General features: G+C 31.6%; 14 protein-coding genes and 1 tRNA gene. 7 read left to right on the top strand and 8 right to left on the bottom strand.

Annotation, left to right across the window (positions count from 1 at the left end; genetic code table 11):
- Positions 1-97: 97 nt before the first annotated feature.
- Both gltX and DOS84_RS01745 read left to right on the top strand, forming a co-directional pair.
- Positions 98-1,609: a glutamate--tRNA ligase gene (gltX, locus tag DOS84_RS01750; protein ID WP_111408380.1), complete on the top strand. Its 1,512-nt coding sequence runs from the start codon at positions 98-100 to the stop codon at positions 1,607-1,609.
- Between the two features lie 94 nt (positions 1,610-1,703).
- The gene (locus DOS84_RS01745; RefSeq protein WP_111408379.1) at positions 1,704-2,687 is read left to right on the top strand and encodes an SPFH domain-containing protein; all 984 of its coding nucleotides are present in this window, start codon (positions 1,704-1,706) and stop codon (positions 2,685-2,687) included.
- 30 nt (positions 2,688-2,717) lie between these two features.
- Here the strand turns inward: DOS84_RS01745 and DOS84_RS01740 are convergent, their stop codons facing one another.
- The 4 genes from DOS84_RS01740 to DOS84_RS01725 all read right to left on the bottom strand — a co-directional run bounded on the left by DOS84_RS01740 (position 2,718) and on the right by DOS84_RS01725 (position 6,309).
- Entirely contained in the window at positions 2,718-2,972 is a 255-nt protein-coding gene (locus DOS84_RS01740; RefSeq protein WP_111408378.1) for a DUF6327 family protein, read from the bottom strand.
- Positions 2,973-2,974: 2 nt separating this feature from the next.
- The gene (locus tag DOS84_RS01735) at positions 2,975-3,325 is read right to left on the bottom strand and encodes a phage holin family protein (protein WP_111408377.1); all 351 of its coding nucleotides are present in this window, start codon (positions 3,323-3,325) and stop codon (positions 2,975-2,977) included.
- Positions 3,326-3,337: 12 nt separating this feature from the next.
- Entirely contained in the window at positions 3,338-3,673 is a 336-nt protein-coding gene (locus DOS84_RS01730) for a YtxH domain-containing protein (protein WP_111408376.1), read from the bottom strand.
- Between the two features lie 539 nt (positions 3,674-4,212).
- Positions 4,213-6,309, bottom strand: a complete 2,097-nt coding sequence (locus DOS84_RS01725; RefSeq protein ID WP_111408375.1) for a glutamine--tRNA ligase/YqeY domain fusion protein — start codon at positions 6,307-6,309, stop codon at positions 4,213-4,215.
- 239 nt (positions 6,310-6,548) lie between these two features.
- Here DOS84_RS01725 and folB point away from each other — a divergent pair, with 239 nt between their 5' ends.
- Together folB and DOS84_RS19035 are read left to right on the top strand one after the other, a co-directional pair.
- A complete protein-coding gene (folB, locus tag DOS84_RS01720; protein WP_111408374.1) occupies positions 6,549-6,917 on the top strand; it encodes a dihydroneopterin aldolase in 369 nt (122 codons plus the stop codon).
- 84 nt (positions 6,918-7,001) lie between these two features.
- Positions 7,002-7,072: transfer RNA gene (locus DOS84_RS19035), tRNA-Cys, on the top strand.
- Between the two features lie 510 nt (positions 7,073-7,582).
- On the opposite strand, the gene DOS84_RS01715 is transcribed toward DOS84_RS19035, so the two are convergent.
- The 3 genes from DOS84_RS01715 to rnr are packed head-to-tail and all read right to left on the bottom strand — an operon-like array spanning position 7,583 to position 11,177.
- Positions 7,583-8,260, bottom strand: coding sequence for a LysE family translocator (locus DOS84_RS01715; RefSeq protein ID WP_111408373.1), 678 nt, complete (start codon positions 8,258-8,260; stop codon positions 7,583-7,585).
- Between the two features lie 27 nt (positions 8,261-8,287).
- A complete protein-coding gene (locus DOS84_RS01710) occupies positions 8,288-8,953 on the bottom strand; it encodes a head GIN domain-containing protein (RefSeq protein ID WP_111408372.1) in 666 nt (221 codons plus the stop codon).
- A gap of 43 nt (positions 8,954-8,996) precedes the next feature.
- Positions 8,997-11,177: a ribonuclease R gene (gene rnr / locus DOS84_RS01705; protein WP_111408371.1), complete on the bottom strand. Its 2,181-nt coding sequence runs from the start codon at positions 11,175-11,177 to the stop codon at positions 8,997-8,999.
- Between the two features lie 107 nt (positions 11,178-11,284).
- Here rnr and DOS84_RS01700 point away from each other — a divergent pair, with 107 nt between their 5' ends.
- Both DOS84_RS01700 and rpiB read left to right on the top strand, forming a co-directional pair.
- Complete coding sequence (locus DOS84_RS01700; RefSeq protein ID WP_111408370.1) at positions 11,285-11,518, top strand: DUF2007 domain-containing protein; 234 nt, start codon at positions 11,285-11,287, stop codon at positions 11,516-11,518.
- 829 nt (positions 11,519-12,347) lie between these two features.
- Complete coding sequence (gene rpiB, locus DOS84_RS01690) at positions 12,348-12,779, top strand: ribose 5-phosphate isomerase B (protein WP_111408368.1); 432 nt, start codon at positions 12,348-12,350, stop codon at positions 12,777-12,779.
- Between the two features lie 68 nt (positions 12,780-12,847).
- On the opposite strand, the gene DOS84_RS01685 is transcribed toward rpiB, so the two are convergent.
- Positions 12,848-13,123 carry a DUF1294 domain-containing protein gene (locus DOS84_RS01685; RefSeq protein WP_111408367.1) on the bottom strand — a complete coding sequence of 92 codons (276 nt, stop codon included), beginning with the start codon at positions 13,121-13,123 and terminating at the stop codon, positions 12,848-12,850.
- A gap of 87 nt (positions 13,124-13,210) precedes the next feature.
- On the opposite strand from DOS84_RS01685, the gene DOS84_RS01680 reads away from it, so the two are divergent.
- Complete coding sequence (locus DOS84_RS01680; protein ID WP_111408366.1) at positions 13,211-15,334, top strand: Tex family protein; 2,124 nt, start codon at positions 13,211-13,213, stop codon at positions 15,332-15,334.
- The last annotated feature ends 168 nt before the right edge of the window (positions 15,335-15,502 follow it).

The raw sequence follows: 15,502 nt of genomic DNA, 5'->3' as shown, positions 1-15,502 counted from the left end.
AGGTAAATAAAACATAATATTAAAGTGTTGAAGAAACACAAATTACAGTTACCAAAAGGACAAATTGAAATTGTATATTTGCAAAAAATTTACAATAATGTCTAAACCAGTTCGTGTGCGTTTTGCACCAAGTCCAACAGGACCTTTACATATTGGCGGAGTACGTACCGCTTTATTTAATTATTTATTTGCAAAAAAAAATGGAGGAACTTTCTATTTGAGAATAGAAGATACTGACCAAAATAGATTTGTACCAGGAGCAGAAGAATATATTTTAGAAGCCTTGGAATGGTTAGGAATCGCACCGGAAGAAACTGTTGGGAAAAATGAAAAATTTGGACCATACAGACAAAGCGAAAGAAAACACCTTTACAAACAATATGCTGATTTATTAATCGAATCGGGTAATGCTTATTATGCATTTGACACTGCCGAAGCATTAGATGCTCATAGAAAACAACACGAAGCAGACGGTAAAACATTCATTTACAACCATCATAATCGTGAAAAATTAGATACTTCTTTGGTTATTTCTAAAGAAGAAACTGCCAAAAGAATTGCCAATAACGAAGACTATGTAATCCGTTTTAAAACACCCGTTAATGAAACTTTGCATTTACAGGACATCATTCGCGGAGACGTAAAATTTGAAACCGGACTTTTGGATGATAAGGTACTATTCAAAAGCGATGGAATGCCAACTTATCATTTGGCTAACATTGTTGATGACCATTTGATGGAAACCTCACATGTTATTCGTGGAGAAGAATGGTTGCCCTCAATGCCGTTACATGTTATGTTATACCGTGCATTTGGTTGGGACGCACCACAATTCGCACATTTACCATTGATATTAAAACCAATTGGTAACGGTAAATTATCCAAACGTGACGGAGATAAAATGGGATTCCCTGTATTTCCATTGGAATGGAAAACTTCAGAAGGTGTTTCATCTGGATACAGAGAGAAAGGTTTTTTCCCTGAAACAGTGATAAACTTTTTAGCTTTATTGGGTTGGAATGACGGCACTGATAAAGAGCTTTTTACTTTGGAAGAACTAACAGAAGCTTTTGATTTAAAAAGAGTACACAAATCGGGAGCTAAGTTTGACCCAGAAAAAAACAAATGGTTCAATCATCAGTATCTAATCAAAAAAGATAATGTTGTTTTAGCAGAAGAATTCTCCAAAAATATCGAATTAAAGAACCTAAACAGATATTATTCTTTAATCGAAATGACAAAAATTGTTTCATTAATCAAAGATAGAGCACACTTTGTTTCAGAGTTTTGGGAAATGAGTGATTTCTTTTTTATCGCCCCAACAAGCTATGACGAAAAAGCAAGCAAAAATTGGAAAGCTGAAACTCCGGCTTTAATGCAAGAATTAATATCAGTTATAGAAGAAATAACTGATTTCACTTCGCAAAATATTGAAACTATAGTAAAAGATTGGATGACCAACAATGAAATTGGAATGGGGAAAGTAATGCAACCGTTTCGATTGAGTCTTGTTGGAGCGCTCAAAGGTCCTCACCTATTTGATATTGTGGAAGTCATAGGAAAACAAGAAACTATTTCAAGATTACAAACTGCAATAATTACTTTATAAAGTAAAAAGCTCTCAAATAATTGGGAGCTTTTTTGTTTTTGTAACTTTAAAGATATTCCTACGTATAACATAAACAAACTTAAAAACATTAACCATGAACATAACCTTTATTTTTATAATCGTCTTCGGATTGATTATTTTTCTTTCCTCGTTTTTTACCGTAAAACAACAAACGAGTATAATCATAGAACGTTTTGGAAAATTCCTGAGCGTACGAAATTCAGGATTACAATTCAAAATTCCGTTGATAGACAGAATTGCCGGTCGTGTGAATTTAAGAATACAACAATTGGATGTTTTGATTGAAACAAAAACCAAAGACAACGTTTTCATCAAAATGAAGGTCTCTGTACAGTTTAAAGTAATTCAAGATCATGTTTATGAAGCATTTTACAAACTGGAATATCCCCACGATCAGATTACGGCTTATGTATTTGATGTTGTTCGTGCCGAAGTTCCTAAGCTGATTTTAGATGATGTATTCGAAAGAAAAGATGATATTGCAATAGGTGTAAAACGCGAATTGAACGAAGCTATGATGACTTATGGTTATGATATTATCAACACATTAGTCACCGATATAGATCCAGATATTCAAGTGAAAAATGCAATGAACAGAATTAATGCTGCCGACAGAGAAAAAACAGCCGCCATGTTCGAATCTGAAGCACAAAGAATCAGAATTGTAGCCAAAGCCAAAGCCGAAGCAGAAAGTAAAAAACTACAAGGTCAAGGTATTGCCGATCAACGCAGAGAAATAGCCCGAGGATTGGTAGAAAGTGTCGAAGTTTTAAACAATGTTGGAATCAATTCACAGGAAGCATCAGCCTTAATTGTAATTACCCAACATTATGATACTTTACAAGCTATTGGTGCTGACACAAATTCAAACTTGATATTGTTGCCAAATTCTCCTCAAGCCGCAAGCGATATGCTAAACAGTATGGTCACCAGTTTTACAGCATCGAATATTATTGGTGAACAAATGAAAAAACAGCCAAAGAGAATTAAAAAACCAGACACAACTGCTGTTGACTATAATCCTTCAGATACTTCAAATCCCACAGAAACTGAATAAGATGAATAGATCTTAAAATAAAAAAGAGGCCTAATCGCCTCTTTTTCTATTTATAAAATAACTTATAATATATGGAATTGCTGCTTTAATAATTGAAAGAAATTGATTTGGAATCGCTTCTTTATATGGTTCCAAAAAACCACTAACTATATTTTCTGGAGTTATTTGATCTCTAGCCTTCTGAACACTTAATACCAATTTTTGATAACTGATCTCTTTTTCCAATTTTAAGATTTCAAGATCACGATCAATTGATGCATATGATGAATATTTTTTTGCCTCCATAATTAATCGTTAAAAAAGATTTCCGAAAATTTTTCCAAAATTGGTCCTTCAATAACTTTTTCTTTAACTAAAAATAAAAGGAAAGTAATTACTAAATAAAACCCTCCAACAATAAGAAACCCTATGGCATAACTTCCAAAATAAGTCCCAATAGCAAGAGCTGCTGCTAATGATCCAAATAACATGACCATGCTAAAACACAATAAAATCAAAGTAAACTTCAAAATCATTGTGGTAGATTTCATTGCAACCTTGAATCCCCAAAGTTTATAATATGAAGCCGACTTTTCAAAATAAACTTGAGCTTGTTCCTGAATATTATCCGTGTTTTCTTTTATTTTATCAAAAGCCATAGATGCTGGATTTTATTTCTGAAATTTAGCATTTTTTAATTTAAGTTCTGCTAATTTATTTTCTAAAAAAGAAATAACATCCTCAGTCTTATGACTTAATGAAGAAACTATATTTTGATAATTACCATCTATATCCTCTTTACTTATTAAATCCTTTGCTCTTCCAACCAACTTTTCGGATACATCATGAAATTTATCCTGAAGATTGTGTTTTGCATCATCAAAACCATCTTTAAGTTTTTCTCTAGTCTTGGATCCTTTATCTGGTGCAAACAAAATTCCAACTCCTGCGCCTATAGCTGCACCAACCAAAATAGCTACAATTGTATTTCCAGTATTATTTGACATATTAAATGAATTTAGAAGTTACTACTTATAAAAATACAACTTTATCAACAAACTAATGTTAACAAGCCGTTAAAGTGGTAAATATTGGTCAAAAACTCAAAATATAGCGCTTATTTGAACTAAAAAATAAAAATGATATATTCACATATAAAATAAATAAAAATGTTTTAAAAAGAAGATATAAAAGTTAATTTTAATCAATAATAACTATTGAAATAAATATTTTAATATCTAAAACAAATAATAATTAATAATTATTATTATAAAATTTTAATCATAAAAAATTATAATATAAAAAAAGACTTGATGAATAAAAAAGAGCTTTTTTAGCTAAAATTTGAAATAACCACTTCTAAAGAATAAAAAATTTAAAAATATAAATTAACTTAGCTAAAATATAAAACGCTCTTAAATTTAATTTATGGAGGTTAGTTTTTATAATTAATATTTATAATAAATTAAAAATTAATAAAATTTTTATATAATAAAAAAGTGCTTTATAAAAAGCACTTTTAATTGATAAAAACTATATGTTAATTTTAAATTGAATTAAGTACTTCTAATACTTTTTCATTTTTTTCAGTATTTCTTAATTCTGTAATTTGGGCTTCGAAAACAGAATTATTAACTAAATCTCTTTTTAGATTTAATAATACAAAAATACGTACTGTTGCCAATTGACTTTTCAAAGACATAGTATATAATTTATGTACAATCTCCAAATCAATATCATTTGCTTTCACTTTAACAGAAAAATGCAAAAGTAAATTGGCAAACAATAAAGAATTGTTGTCATTCTTCACATTTTTAACCAATGTTTGACAAAGTAAACTAAAATTATCAATTGATTTGATGTTTTCAACAATGGTGTTTAAAAGTAAAGAAGCATTCTTTTCGTCTTTTTCTTTTACATATTTATTGATTTCTTTTTGAGTATTCATCAAAAGATTAGCTTCTTTCTTGTCCTTCTCTTCCCAAGCATCTTTAAGCCCAACTGTTTTGTTAAATACTAATTTTGAGTCAGTTGCATCCTTATCAACAACAAAATAACCCAAACGTTGAAACTGAAAATGGTCACCAATTTTAGCACCTGATAAACTTGGTTCCACAAAACCTTTAACGATTTGTAACGATTCAGCATTCATAAATTCCAAGAAACTTTTCTCTTTATGACTGTCTGGAGCTTCGTCAATAAACAAACGGTCGTACAAACGAATTTCGGCTTCAACAGCATGAGAAATAGAAACCCAATGCAAAGTTCCGGCAACTTTACGTTTACTAGCCTCACTCCCACTTCCGCTTAGAGAATCAGTATCATAGGTAACTTGAATCTCAGTAATAAAACCATTAGAATCTTTTATAACACTTTCTCCTTTAATTATATAACCATTTTTTAGACGTACTTCATTTCCAATACTCAAACGGAAAAACTTAGCGGGAGCCACTTCTAGGAAATCATCTCTTTCTATATATAATTCACGGGAAAAAGGAACTTTTCTATACCCCGCCGATTCATCTTCCTGATTATTTTCTGCTTCAAGCCACTCCTCTACTCCTTCTGGATAATTGGTGATAACTACTTTAACAGGATCTAAAACGGCCATAACTCTTGGAGCAGTTTTGTTCAAATCTTCACGTAAACAGAAATCCAAAAGTGACACATCAATAATATTTTCACGTTTGGCAACGCCAATTACCTCACAGAATTTACGGATAGCAGCTGCAGTATAACCACGTCTTCTTAATCCGGAAATAGTAGGCATTCTAGGATCATCCCAACCATTTACAATATTTTCCTGCACTAATTGCAAGAGCTTACGCTTACTCATTACGGTATAATTCAAGTTCAAGCGGGCAAACTCATATTGATGTGGACGAACTTTATTTTCGTCATAAATTTGATCCAAAAACCAGTCGTATAATTCTCGGTGCATCACAAATTCTAAAGTACAAATTGAGTGCGAAATTTGTTCTATATAATCGCTTTCACCATGGGCAAAATCATACATTGGATAAATATTCCATTCATTTCCAGTACGATGATGATGACGGTGCAATATTCTGTACATCAATGGATCACGCATCAGCATATTGGTTGAAGCCATATCAATTTTTGCTCTCAAAACATGACTTCCTTCAGGGAAATCACCATTTTTCATTCCTTCAAAAAAAGTTAAATTTTCTTCAATAGAACGATTTCTATAAGGTCCATCAACTCCAGGCTGAGTAGGAGTTCCTTTTTGAATTGCCATGTCTTCAGAAGATTGACTATCAACATAGGCTTTACCGTTTTTAATCATTGCAACAGCCCACTCATATAATTGTTGGAAATAATCAGATGAATACAATTCTTCAGACCAATTGAAACCTAACCATTTTAAATCTTCTTTGATAGCATCAACATATTCCTGCTCTTCTTTGGCCGGATTGGTATCATCAAAACGCAAATTTACAGGCGCATTGTATTTTAAACCTAAACCAAAATTAAGACAAATTGATTTGGCATGGCCAATGTGCAAATATCCATTAGGTTCTGGTGGAAAACGAAAACGTAATTTATCTTGTGGAAAACCGTTTGCTAAACTGTCTTCTATGATTTGTTCAATAAAATGAAGTGATTTCTCTTCTGATGCCATTTTTAAAAATTTTAGCAAAGATAAAAAATAGATGACAGATAATAGACAATAAGATAATAGACTTTAAAGAAAAAACAGTTGTCAATTTTTAATACATTTGTATAAATACTTAATGTTTTGGAATAAAAAATGAGGTTATTCAAGATGTGAAAATCGATGAAAAGGAATGTTATTATAACTATTAAAGTTTAAAATCATTACGCTTTTAAACATGAATTAATTACTGAAAAAATAAAAAAATGGGAACAATAAGATTAAAAAACATACGCACTTTTTCATACCACGGCTGTTTGATAGAAGAAGGAAAAATAGGCTCTGATTACAGTGTAGATTTGGAAATAAAAACCAATTTGAAGCATTCTTCTGAGTCCGATAACTTGAAAGATACTGTCGATTATGTTCATTTAAATCGTATTGTAGTCGAAGAAATGGCAATTCGTTCTAATTTATTGGAGCATGTAGCTAAAAGAATTATAGATAGAGCCTTGGCAGAACTGGAAACCGTTTCAAAAATAAAAGTAGGTGTTTCCAAAATAAATCCTCCTATTGGTGGTGATGTAGAAGCGGTTACCATAGAAATGGAAGAAGAGCGTTATTTCAAATTATAACAATTAGTATAAAAATAGAAAAAAGTTAACTTTAAACTTTTAAACTTTAAAATTTTAAGTTACTTTTGCCATCCATTCAAGAATGGCGTCGTGGCCGAGCGGCTAGGCTGGGCTCTGCAAAAGCTCCTACTCCGGTTCGAATCCGGACGATGCCTCTAAAACCTCTAAAGTAATTTAGAGGTTTTTTTTTATGTTTAATTTTTAGAAAAAATTAGATAAAGATATAGTTCGAATCCAGACGATACTTAAAACTTCTAAAGTAATTTAGAGGTTTTTTTTATGTTTAATTTTTAGAAAAAATTAGATAAAGATATAGTTCGAATCCAGAAGATACTTAAAACTTCTAAAGCAATTTAGAGTTTTTTTTTATGTTTAATTTTTAGAAAAAATTAGATAAAGATATAGTTCGAATCCAGACGATACTTAAAACTTCTAAAGCAATTTAGAGGTTTTTTTTATGTTTAATTTTTAGAAAAAATTAGATAAAGATATAGTTCGAATCCAGACGATGCTTAAAACCTCTAAAGCAATTTAGAGGTTTTTTTTATCTAATTTTTTCTAAAAATGAAGTAAATACAATCTTCAAATCTATATAATTCACAAAAAAAAAGAAACAAAAAAAAGGAACTAAATAATAGTTCCTTTTTTTTAATCTTATAGAAAATTTACTTGTCTATTTTTTCAAAGGCATTTTTTACCATTTGCTTTTCTTCCGGAAACCAGCCTTGAAAAATTAAAACCAGTCCAAAAATCATTAGAACAACACTAATCCCTCTTTTTATTTTGTAAATATTTGTTGGAGTCATTTTGTGTTTCAATTGCTTAGCTAATGCTATTTTGATGCAATCAATACTTAAATAAGTTATAATTACCGAGATGAAAAATGTAAGTACCCTTGAGGTTTCCATTTCTAATTTTGGTCCAACTGAAATAATAACAGCTAACCAAAAACCAAGTACACCAATGTTAATGATGTTCAAAAAAAAACCTTTAAAAAAAAGACCTAGATAATTCTTTTTTATAATCTCATTGTCAATTGTTTTCGTATTTACTTTCTTTTCTTTTTTAGTTCCTAAGAAAGAAACAAATCCATAAGCCATCATTATAAAACCACCAAAAATAAACAAGGAAGAATTATCATTTAAACTTTGAATCAATCTATAACTACCTAAATAAGCAATTGTTATAAAAAAAACATCTCCCAAAACAACGCCTAAATCAAAAACTAAAGCAGCTCTAAATCCTTTAATTATACTTGTCTCAAGTAAAATAAAAAATACAGGGCCAATCATAAAACTCAATAAAACTCCCCAAGGAATACCGGTTAAAATATCGTTTATCATTAAAAAATGACTTTAAAAAATTAAAAATTATTTCTGAATAATACTTCCACCCATAAGAGTTTCTTGTTTTATTTCTTTTGGACTACCATAAATAAAAATAGTCCCTCCTGCTTTTACTTTGGCATCAACAAGAGTAGTTGCATTTACATCGCCGCTTCCACCAGCAGATATGCTTATAGTTGTTTGCGAAGTTTCTAACTCTTTACCGTTAAAGATACCACCAGAATTAACAGAAACCGACTGAGTGACCGCTTTACCTGTTACCGTAACAATTCCTCCTGAAAAGGCTTTAATAGTTGTTTTATCCACATCTAATGCAACTGTAATCTTAGCACCTTCTTGAGTTCCTAAATCTAAACTTGTTTGCTTAAAAATATCAGCACAAGTAACAGAACTACCCTCATTGGCATCAATACTTTGAATTTTTTTGAAATATAATGTCACTTTTGCTTCATCTCCATTCATCAATTTTGTTAGTGGCATTCTTATTTTCAAAAGTCCATTTTTATTAACAACTTCTACTTTGCTTTGTTCAGGTCCAGTAATTACGGCCTTAGTTTCATTGGAAGCAATTAAAGTAACACTTAATTTATCAAACACTTTTACGTCATCAAAATCCTTAAGTTCAATGGTTGTTTGCGCAAAATTTAATTGTGTCAGAAATACAAAAAATACTAAAATAATTCTTTTCATTTTAATAAAATTTAATTGTTAATATCTCTATCTTAAAATAACATTATTCATTTCTTCTTATAAAATTAAAATCCAATTGTTTTTTAACCAGATCGGCATTTTTAACCTTAACATAAATCTCATCACCCAATTGCAATAATCGATTAGAATTAGCACCAATTAAGGCATATTGTTTTTCATCAAATGTATAATAATCTTCTTTTATGTCACGGGTTCTAACCATTCCTTCACACTTATTTTCTATAATTTCCACATAGATACCCCATTCCGTGACACCAGAAATAACACCCAAGAATTCTTGATCTTGATGATTTTGCATGTATTTTACCTGCATGTATTTTATGGAATCCCTTTCGGCATTAGTTGCTAAACCTTCCATCGTTGAAGAATGCAAACATTTGGTTTCATAAGTTTCTTCATCAACCGATTTTCCACCATCTAAATAATACTGCAACAAACGATGTACCATAACATCTGGATAGCGACGAATAGGAGAGGTAAAATGTGAATAATAATCAAAAGCCAATCCGTAATGACCAATGTTATCCGTAGAATATTTGGCTTTACTCATGGAACGGATAGTCAAAGTATCAATTAAATTTTGCTCTTTTTTACCTACAACGTCCGCTAATAAATTATTTAATGATTTTGAAATGTCACCTTTATTTCTAAAATCTATTTTGTATCCAAATTTTGCAATCACAGTTTGCATTGCAATTAATTTATCTTCGTTAGGTTCATCATGAATACGATAAATAAAAGTTTTCTTTTGTTTTCCAATGAATTCAGCAACTTTTCTGTTGGCTAAAAGCATGAATTCTTCGATCAAATGATTGGCATCTTTTGAAATTTTAAAATAAACGCCTTCCGGTTCTCCTTCTTGATCTAAATTGAATTTTACTTCTACTTTATCAAAAGAAATTGCTCCTTCGTTCATTCTGTTTCTTCTCAATATTTTAGCCAGTTGATCCATTTTAAGAGTTGCTGCCACGATTTCATCCGAAACAACATAGGAACTTCCAGTTATCGAAATATCGACCGGGATCGCATTGTCTTTGGTCTCTATAATGTATTGTGCTTCTTCATAAGAGAAACGCTGATCCGAGAATATTACGGTACGACCAAACCATTGGTTGACCACTTGACTTTTTTCGGTGATTTCAAAAATAGCAGAGAATGTATATTTTTCTTCTTGAGGACGTAATGAACAGGCAAAATTAGAAAGTACTTCTGGCAACATTGGCACTACCCTATCCACCAAATAAACAGATGTAGCTCTTTGATACGCTTCATCGTCTAAAATGGTACCTTCTTCCAGATAATAGGAAACATCAGCAATGTGAACTCCAATCTCGTAGTTTCCATTTTCTAACTTTTTGAAAGACAATGCATCATCAAAATCTTTGGCATCTTTTGGATCAATAGTAAAAGTCAACGTATCGCGCATATCACGACGTCTGGCTATTTCATTGGCTTGAATTGAAGTATCTATTTTCTGGGCAAAGGTTTCCACTTCTATAGGAAACTCTGCAGGTAAACCATATTCGGCTAAAATGGCGTGAATTTCAGTATCGTGCTCCCCAGGTTTTCCAAGAACTTTTACCACTTTTCCAAAAGGGCTGTCGGCTCTGGATGGCCAATCTTCGATATGAACCAAAACTACATCTCCTTGCTCCGCTTCACCAATTTTATCTTTTGGAATAAAAATATCGGTGTACATTTTTGGATTGGCAGTTGACACAAAAGAGAAATTCTTTTGGATGTCAATAACTCCAACAAAGTCGGTTTTATATCTTTCAATTACTTCAATTACTTCACCTTCTGCTCTACGACCGCTTCTTTTGTTGTAAACATATACTTTCACGGTATCTTTATCGAGTGCGTGATTTAAATTATTGGAGGGAATAAAAACATCTTCTTCAAATTCCGGACAAATAAAATAAGCGGTTTTACGACCGGTCATATCGATTGTTCCTTCGTAATACTCTTTGCTGGCGGCTTTAATTAAATATTTACCAGGTTCGGATTCTATAATTTTCTTGGAAGCAGCCAAAATCTTTAAATCTTTTATGATTTGATTGCGACTTTGAGTGTCATCTAGTTCTAACTTTGCTCCTATTTGCTTATAATTAAAGGCTTTATTGGCACTTTGCGATAATATTTTTATAATTTTATCTGAGAAATCTTTCTCTTTCTTTATCGGCTTTCTTAATCTTTTACTCATGTATCTTTTCTTAAAAGTCTAAAATTACAAAATTGTATTCACTATTCCTTATTCTACCTAGAGTTTTAAACTAATAATAACTTTATTACTTTTATAAAAAAAATAAAATGAAAGACTTTAAAACGATTGCAATATTTAATTATCCACATGAAATTGTGGTACTTAGACATATTCTGGATCAGGAAGAAATTCATTATTTTTTCGAAAACGAACACATCGTCTCCATTGATCCGTTGGCAAGCTTTGCCTACGGAGGCATCCAACTAAAAGTGCACCCAAACGATTTTGAACAAGTTCAAGAAATACTGGACAATTTGAATTCCAAACTTTCTATCGTTTAAAAGAATTCAACACCTAGTAACTAGTAAAGAGTAATTAGCTTTTTTCCTTTGTCTAAAAATTATCTATAACTAAACAATTAGCTAATCACTAAAAACTATTCACTAATTACTCAACTTTTTTTGTTTTCAAATTTCAAAGTTGTCAACATATATTAAATACAACAAAAAGAAAATTTAAATTTAAATTAATTATTTATGGTTATTATAGCTTGTTAATAGTTACTATAAATTTCTAAAAAAATGTATTGGAATGAAGTTTTAGGTTTTTATATTGACTTATTAACATAGTTATTTTGATTTAAATTACTGTCTTTTAATATATTTTTTAGATTAGTTAACAACTGTTAACAATTAAAAAAATATATAAATTGTAAATAAGTGAATTTTGTTTTCTTGTTGAAAAATCAATTTTAAGTATTGATAACTTTTCTAAAAAATCATCAAACTTTATTTGGTTTTTAAATATAGGTTTTGGATTACTTATTTTTTGTTTACAAACTAAAAAAACTTCTAAAATTCTATCTAAAGTTATAAACATTTTATGTTAATTTAAGGTTACCTGAATATCAAGCAGTTGTGTTTTACTATTAACAATACAAAAAATTAACATTTAAATTTTATTCTGTTTATTGATTTGCAGACTATTATGAATTAATTAAAATGTTAATAAACTTAAAATTTTCTAATAATCAGACAGTTGTGAGGTTTTTAGTAAATATGATTTTCTATTGATTTTTCTTTGATACGCAATATAGAAGTGAACAACACTTTTTGCATTTATATAAAATACTTTGGTTAAATTTGCAGTTCAAAAACTAATACAAAAAAAATGAAAATTTCGATAGGGAATGACCACGCAGGACCAGATTATAAAAAAGCTATAGTTGCCATGCTTGAAGCAAAAGGATATGAAGTTACCAATTATGGTACAGATACTGAAGCAAGTGTTGATTATCCAGATTTTGCACATCCGGTTGCCGAAGATGTAAGTGAAGGAAGAGCTGATTTTGGAATTGTTATTTGCGGAAGCGGAAACGGAATTGCCATGACAGTTAATAAACATGCCAAAATTCGTGCAGGTTTATGTTGGACCAAGGAAATTGCAGTTTTGACAAGATTACATAATGATGCCAATATTGTTAGTATTCCAGCACGATTTACTTCTATTCCACAAGCTGTAGAAATTGTTGAAACGTTCTTATCTACTGAATTTGAAGGAGGAAGACACCAAAACAGAGTGAATAAAATCGCTTGTCAATAAAAAAAATTCGCGGTGCTTCGCACCAAGTATTTAGTATAAGCTCAGTTAAAAACTGGGCTTTTTTTGTTTTATAATGATATAAAATCAAAATAAAACAATGTGATAATGATTATAATCTGAAAAGAAACAATTCCAAAAAATTTCAATAAATAACTTCTTTTCGCTGTTTTGTGTCTAAAAACCGACATAGCGAGCGATGATCCGATGGTTCCGCCAAAGGCTACCCAGAGCAAAAGTGTTTGTTCGGATATTCTTCTTTTATTATTCTGAGCTAATTTTTTGTCGTAGCGTATTAATAGAAAAGCGATTAAATTAACGGCTAAAAAAGTATATAATAAAATCATAAATGGAGTTCAATTAAAATTTAAAGATAGTATTTTAGCATCTCTTTTTTTAAAGAAAAAAAATTCCTTTTTAAACAGAAATTCACAATGACCAACTTACAATTCATTTCAAAGCACGTTGCTACGGCTGCCATCAACATTCAAAATACCGTTCAATTACTGCAGGAAGACTGCACAATTCCGTTTATTTCGCGATATCGAAAAGACAAAACGGGAAATCTAGATGAAGTTTTTATTGAGCAAATTGCTAAATTTCAAAAGGAGTACGAAGCTATAATAAAACGGAAAGAAACGATTTTAAAATCCATTCAGGAACAAAATGCCTTAACACCAGAATTGGATAAAAAAATTCAGCAAAGTTTCGATTTACAGGAATTGGAAGATTTTTATCTACCATATAAAAAGAAAAAAAGAACCAAAGCCGATGTAGCTAGAGAGAATGGATTGGAACCTTTGGCTAAGATAATTATGGCGCAAAGCAAGGACGACGTTGATTTCTTGGCGACGCAATACTTGAATGATAACGTGATTAATGAGGAAGCAGCTTTGCAAGGCGCAAGAGATATTATTGCTGAATGGATTAATGAAAATATCTACGTTAGAAAACAACTCAGACGATTGTTTGAGCGTAAAGCGACAATCACCACCAAGGTGGTTAAGTCCAAAAAAGAGGAAGAAGGCGCCCACAAATTCAATCAGTATTTTGATTGGTCGGAGCCGTTGACCAAAGCGCCATCACATCGTTTGTTGGCCATAATGCGTGCCGAAAACGAAGGCTTTATCAAGTTTAAAGTGGATGTGGAACTGGATGACGCTTATGATATCATTGATGAATTGGTCATAAAAGGAGATAACAGCACCACGCCACATATTCAGCTGGCGATAGAGGATAGTTATAAGCGTTTGCTGAATCCTGCGATTTCGAATGAAGCTTTACAGGAAGCCAAGGCCAAAGCCGATGCCAATTCGATTCAGGTATTTGCGAATAATTTAGGGCAGTTGTTATTGGCGCCACCATTGGGTGAAAAAAGAATTTTGGCTATAGATCCTGGATTTCGTTCGGGTTGCAAAATTGTTTGTTTGGACGAAAAAGGGGATTTATTATACAACGAAACCATTTATCCGCACGCACCTCAGAATGAAACTGCAATGGCGATGAAGAAGATAAAATCGATGGTCAATGCATATAATATTGATGCGATATCAATAGGAAACGGAACAGCTTCGAGAGAAACGGAATTTTTCATCAAGAAAATTGCTTTTGACAAACCGGTTCAAGTATTCATCGTTTCGGAGGCTGGGGCTTCAGTGTATTCGGCTTCGAAGATTGCGAGGGATGAGTTCCCTAATTTTGATGTGACGGTTCGAGGATCGGTTTCAATCGGGCGCAGATTGTCTGATCCATTGGCGGAATTGGTAAAAATTGACCCCAAAGCGATTGGAGTTGGACAATACCAACACGATGTCGATCAAAATAAACTCAAAGAAGAATTAGATAATACCGTAATTCGTTGCGTGAACTCGGTCGGAATAAACATCAACACAGCCAGTAAACATTTACTGGGTTACGTAAGTGGAATAGGAGAGAAGCTGGCCGAAAACATTGTAGCATATCGTTCTGAAAACGGACCTTTTACAGATAGAAAACAACTCAAAAAAGTGCCTCGTTTGGGCGACAAAGCATACCAACAAGGAGTTGCCTTTATCCGAATTTCGAATGCGAAGAATCCTTTGGACAATTCGGCGGTACATCCCGAAGCATATGCTATTGTTGAAAAGATGGCCAAAGATTTGAAAATAACGGTAAATGATTTGATTGCCAACAAAGAAAAAACAGCTTTAATAAAACCGGAAAATTACATTACTCCAGATATTGGGGTTTTGACCCTAAAAGATATTATTAAAGAGCTTGAAAAACCGGGATTGGACCCTAGAAAAGCGGCTACTGTTTTTGAATTTGACCCGAATGTAAAAACTATTAAAGATGTCAGAACCGGCATGATTCTGCCTGGAATTGTCAACAACATTACCAATTTTGGCTGTTTTGTAGATATAGGAGTGAAAGAAAGTGGATTGGTTCATATTTCCCAACTCAAAGCTGGTTTTGTGAGCGATGTTAATGAAGTGGTAAAATTGCATCAACATGTTACCGTTAAAGTTGTGGAGGTGGATGAGGATAGGAAACGTATTCAGTTGACGATGGTGATTTAATTTCAAAAATTTAAGAATCAAATAGGATCATATTATTGTAAAATCCCAATCCAAACCCTTTGGATTGGGATTTTTGTTTAAGTAAAAAACTACAAACAATAGAAAACTACGTATTTTTACTTATTTATAAAGAATTGCGAATATCAAAATAGCACTGGCTCTAAGTAG

Source organism: Flavobacterium aquariorum (assembly GCF_003254745.1).
GTDB lineage: Bacteria > Bacteroidota > Bacteroidia > Flavobacteriales > Flavobacteriaceae > Flavobacterium > Flavobacterium aquariorum.
This window is presented reverse-complemented; position numbering and strand designations above follow the sequence as displayed.

Excerpts from the sequence above, each read along its gene's own strand:
- gltX (WP_111408380.1), top strand. The coding sequence starts at position 98 with ATGTCTAAACCAGTTCGTGTGCGTTTTGCACCAAGTCCAACAGGACCT.
- DOS84_RS01685 (WP_111408367.1), bottom strand. The coding sequence starts at position 13,123 with ATGATTTTATTATATACTTTTTTAGCCGTTAATTTAATCGCTTTTCTA.
- rnr (WP_111408371.1), bottom strand. The coding sequence starts at position 11,177 with ATGAGTAAAAGATTAAGAAAGCCGATAAAGAAAGAGAAAGATTTCTCA.
- DOS84_RS01735 (WP_111408377.1), bottom strand. The coding sequence starts at position 3,325 with ATGGCTTTTGATAAAATAAAAGAAAACACGGATAATATTCAGGAACAA.
- DOS84_RS01700 (WP_111408370.1), top strand. The coding sequence starts at position 11,285 with ATGAAAGACTTTAAAACGATTGCAATATTTAATTATCCACATGAAATT.
- folB (WP_111408374.1), top strand. The coding sequence starts at position 6,549 with ATGGGAACAATAAGATTAAAAAACATACGCACTTTTTCATACCACGGC.
- DOS84_RS01680 (WP_111408366.1), top strand. The coding sequence starts at position 13,211 with ATGACCAACTTACAATTCATTTCAAAGCACGTTGCTACGGCTGCCATC.
- DOS84_RS01740 (WP_111408378.1), bottom strand. The coding sequence starts at position 2,972 with ATGGAGGCAAAAAAATATTCATCATATGCATCAATTGATCGTGATCTT.
- rpiB (WP_111408368.1), top strand. The coding sequence starts at position 12,348 with ATGAAAATTTCGATAGGGAATGACCACGCAGGACCAGATTATAAAAAA.
- DOS84_RS01725 (WP_111408375.1), bottom strand. The coding sequence starts at position 6,309 with ATGGCATCAGAAGAGAAATCACTTCATTTTATTGAACAAATCATAGAA.
- DOS84_RS01710 (WP_111408372.1), bottom strand. The coding sequence starts at position 8,953 with ATGAAAAGAATTATTTTAGTATTTTTTGTATTTCTGACACAATTAAAT.
- DOS84_RS01745 (WP_111408379.1), top strand. The coding sequence starts at position 1,704 with ATGAACATAACCTTTATTTTTATAATCGTCTTCGGATTGATTATTTTT.
- DOS84_RS01730 (WP_111408376.1), bottom strand. The coding sequence starts at position 3,673 with ATGTCAAATAATACTGGAAATACAATTGTAGCTATTTTGGTTGGTGCA.
- DOS84_RS01715 (WP_111408373.1), bottom strand. The coding sequence starts at position 8,260 with ATGATAAACGATATTTTAACCGGTATTCCTTGGGGAGTTTTATTGAGT.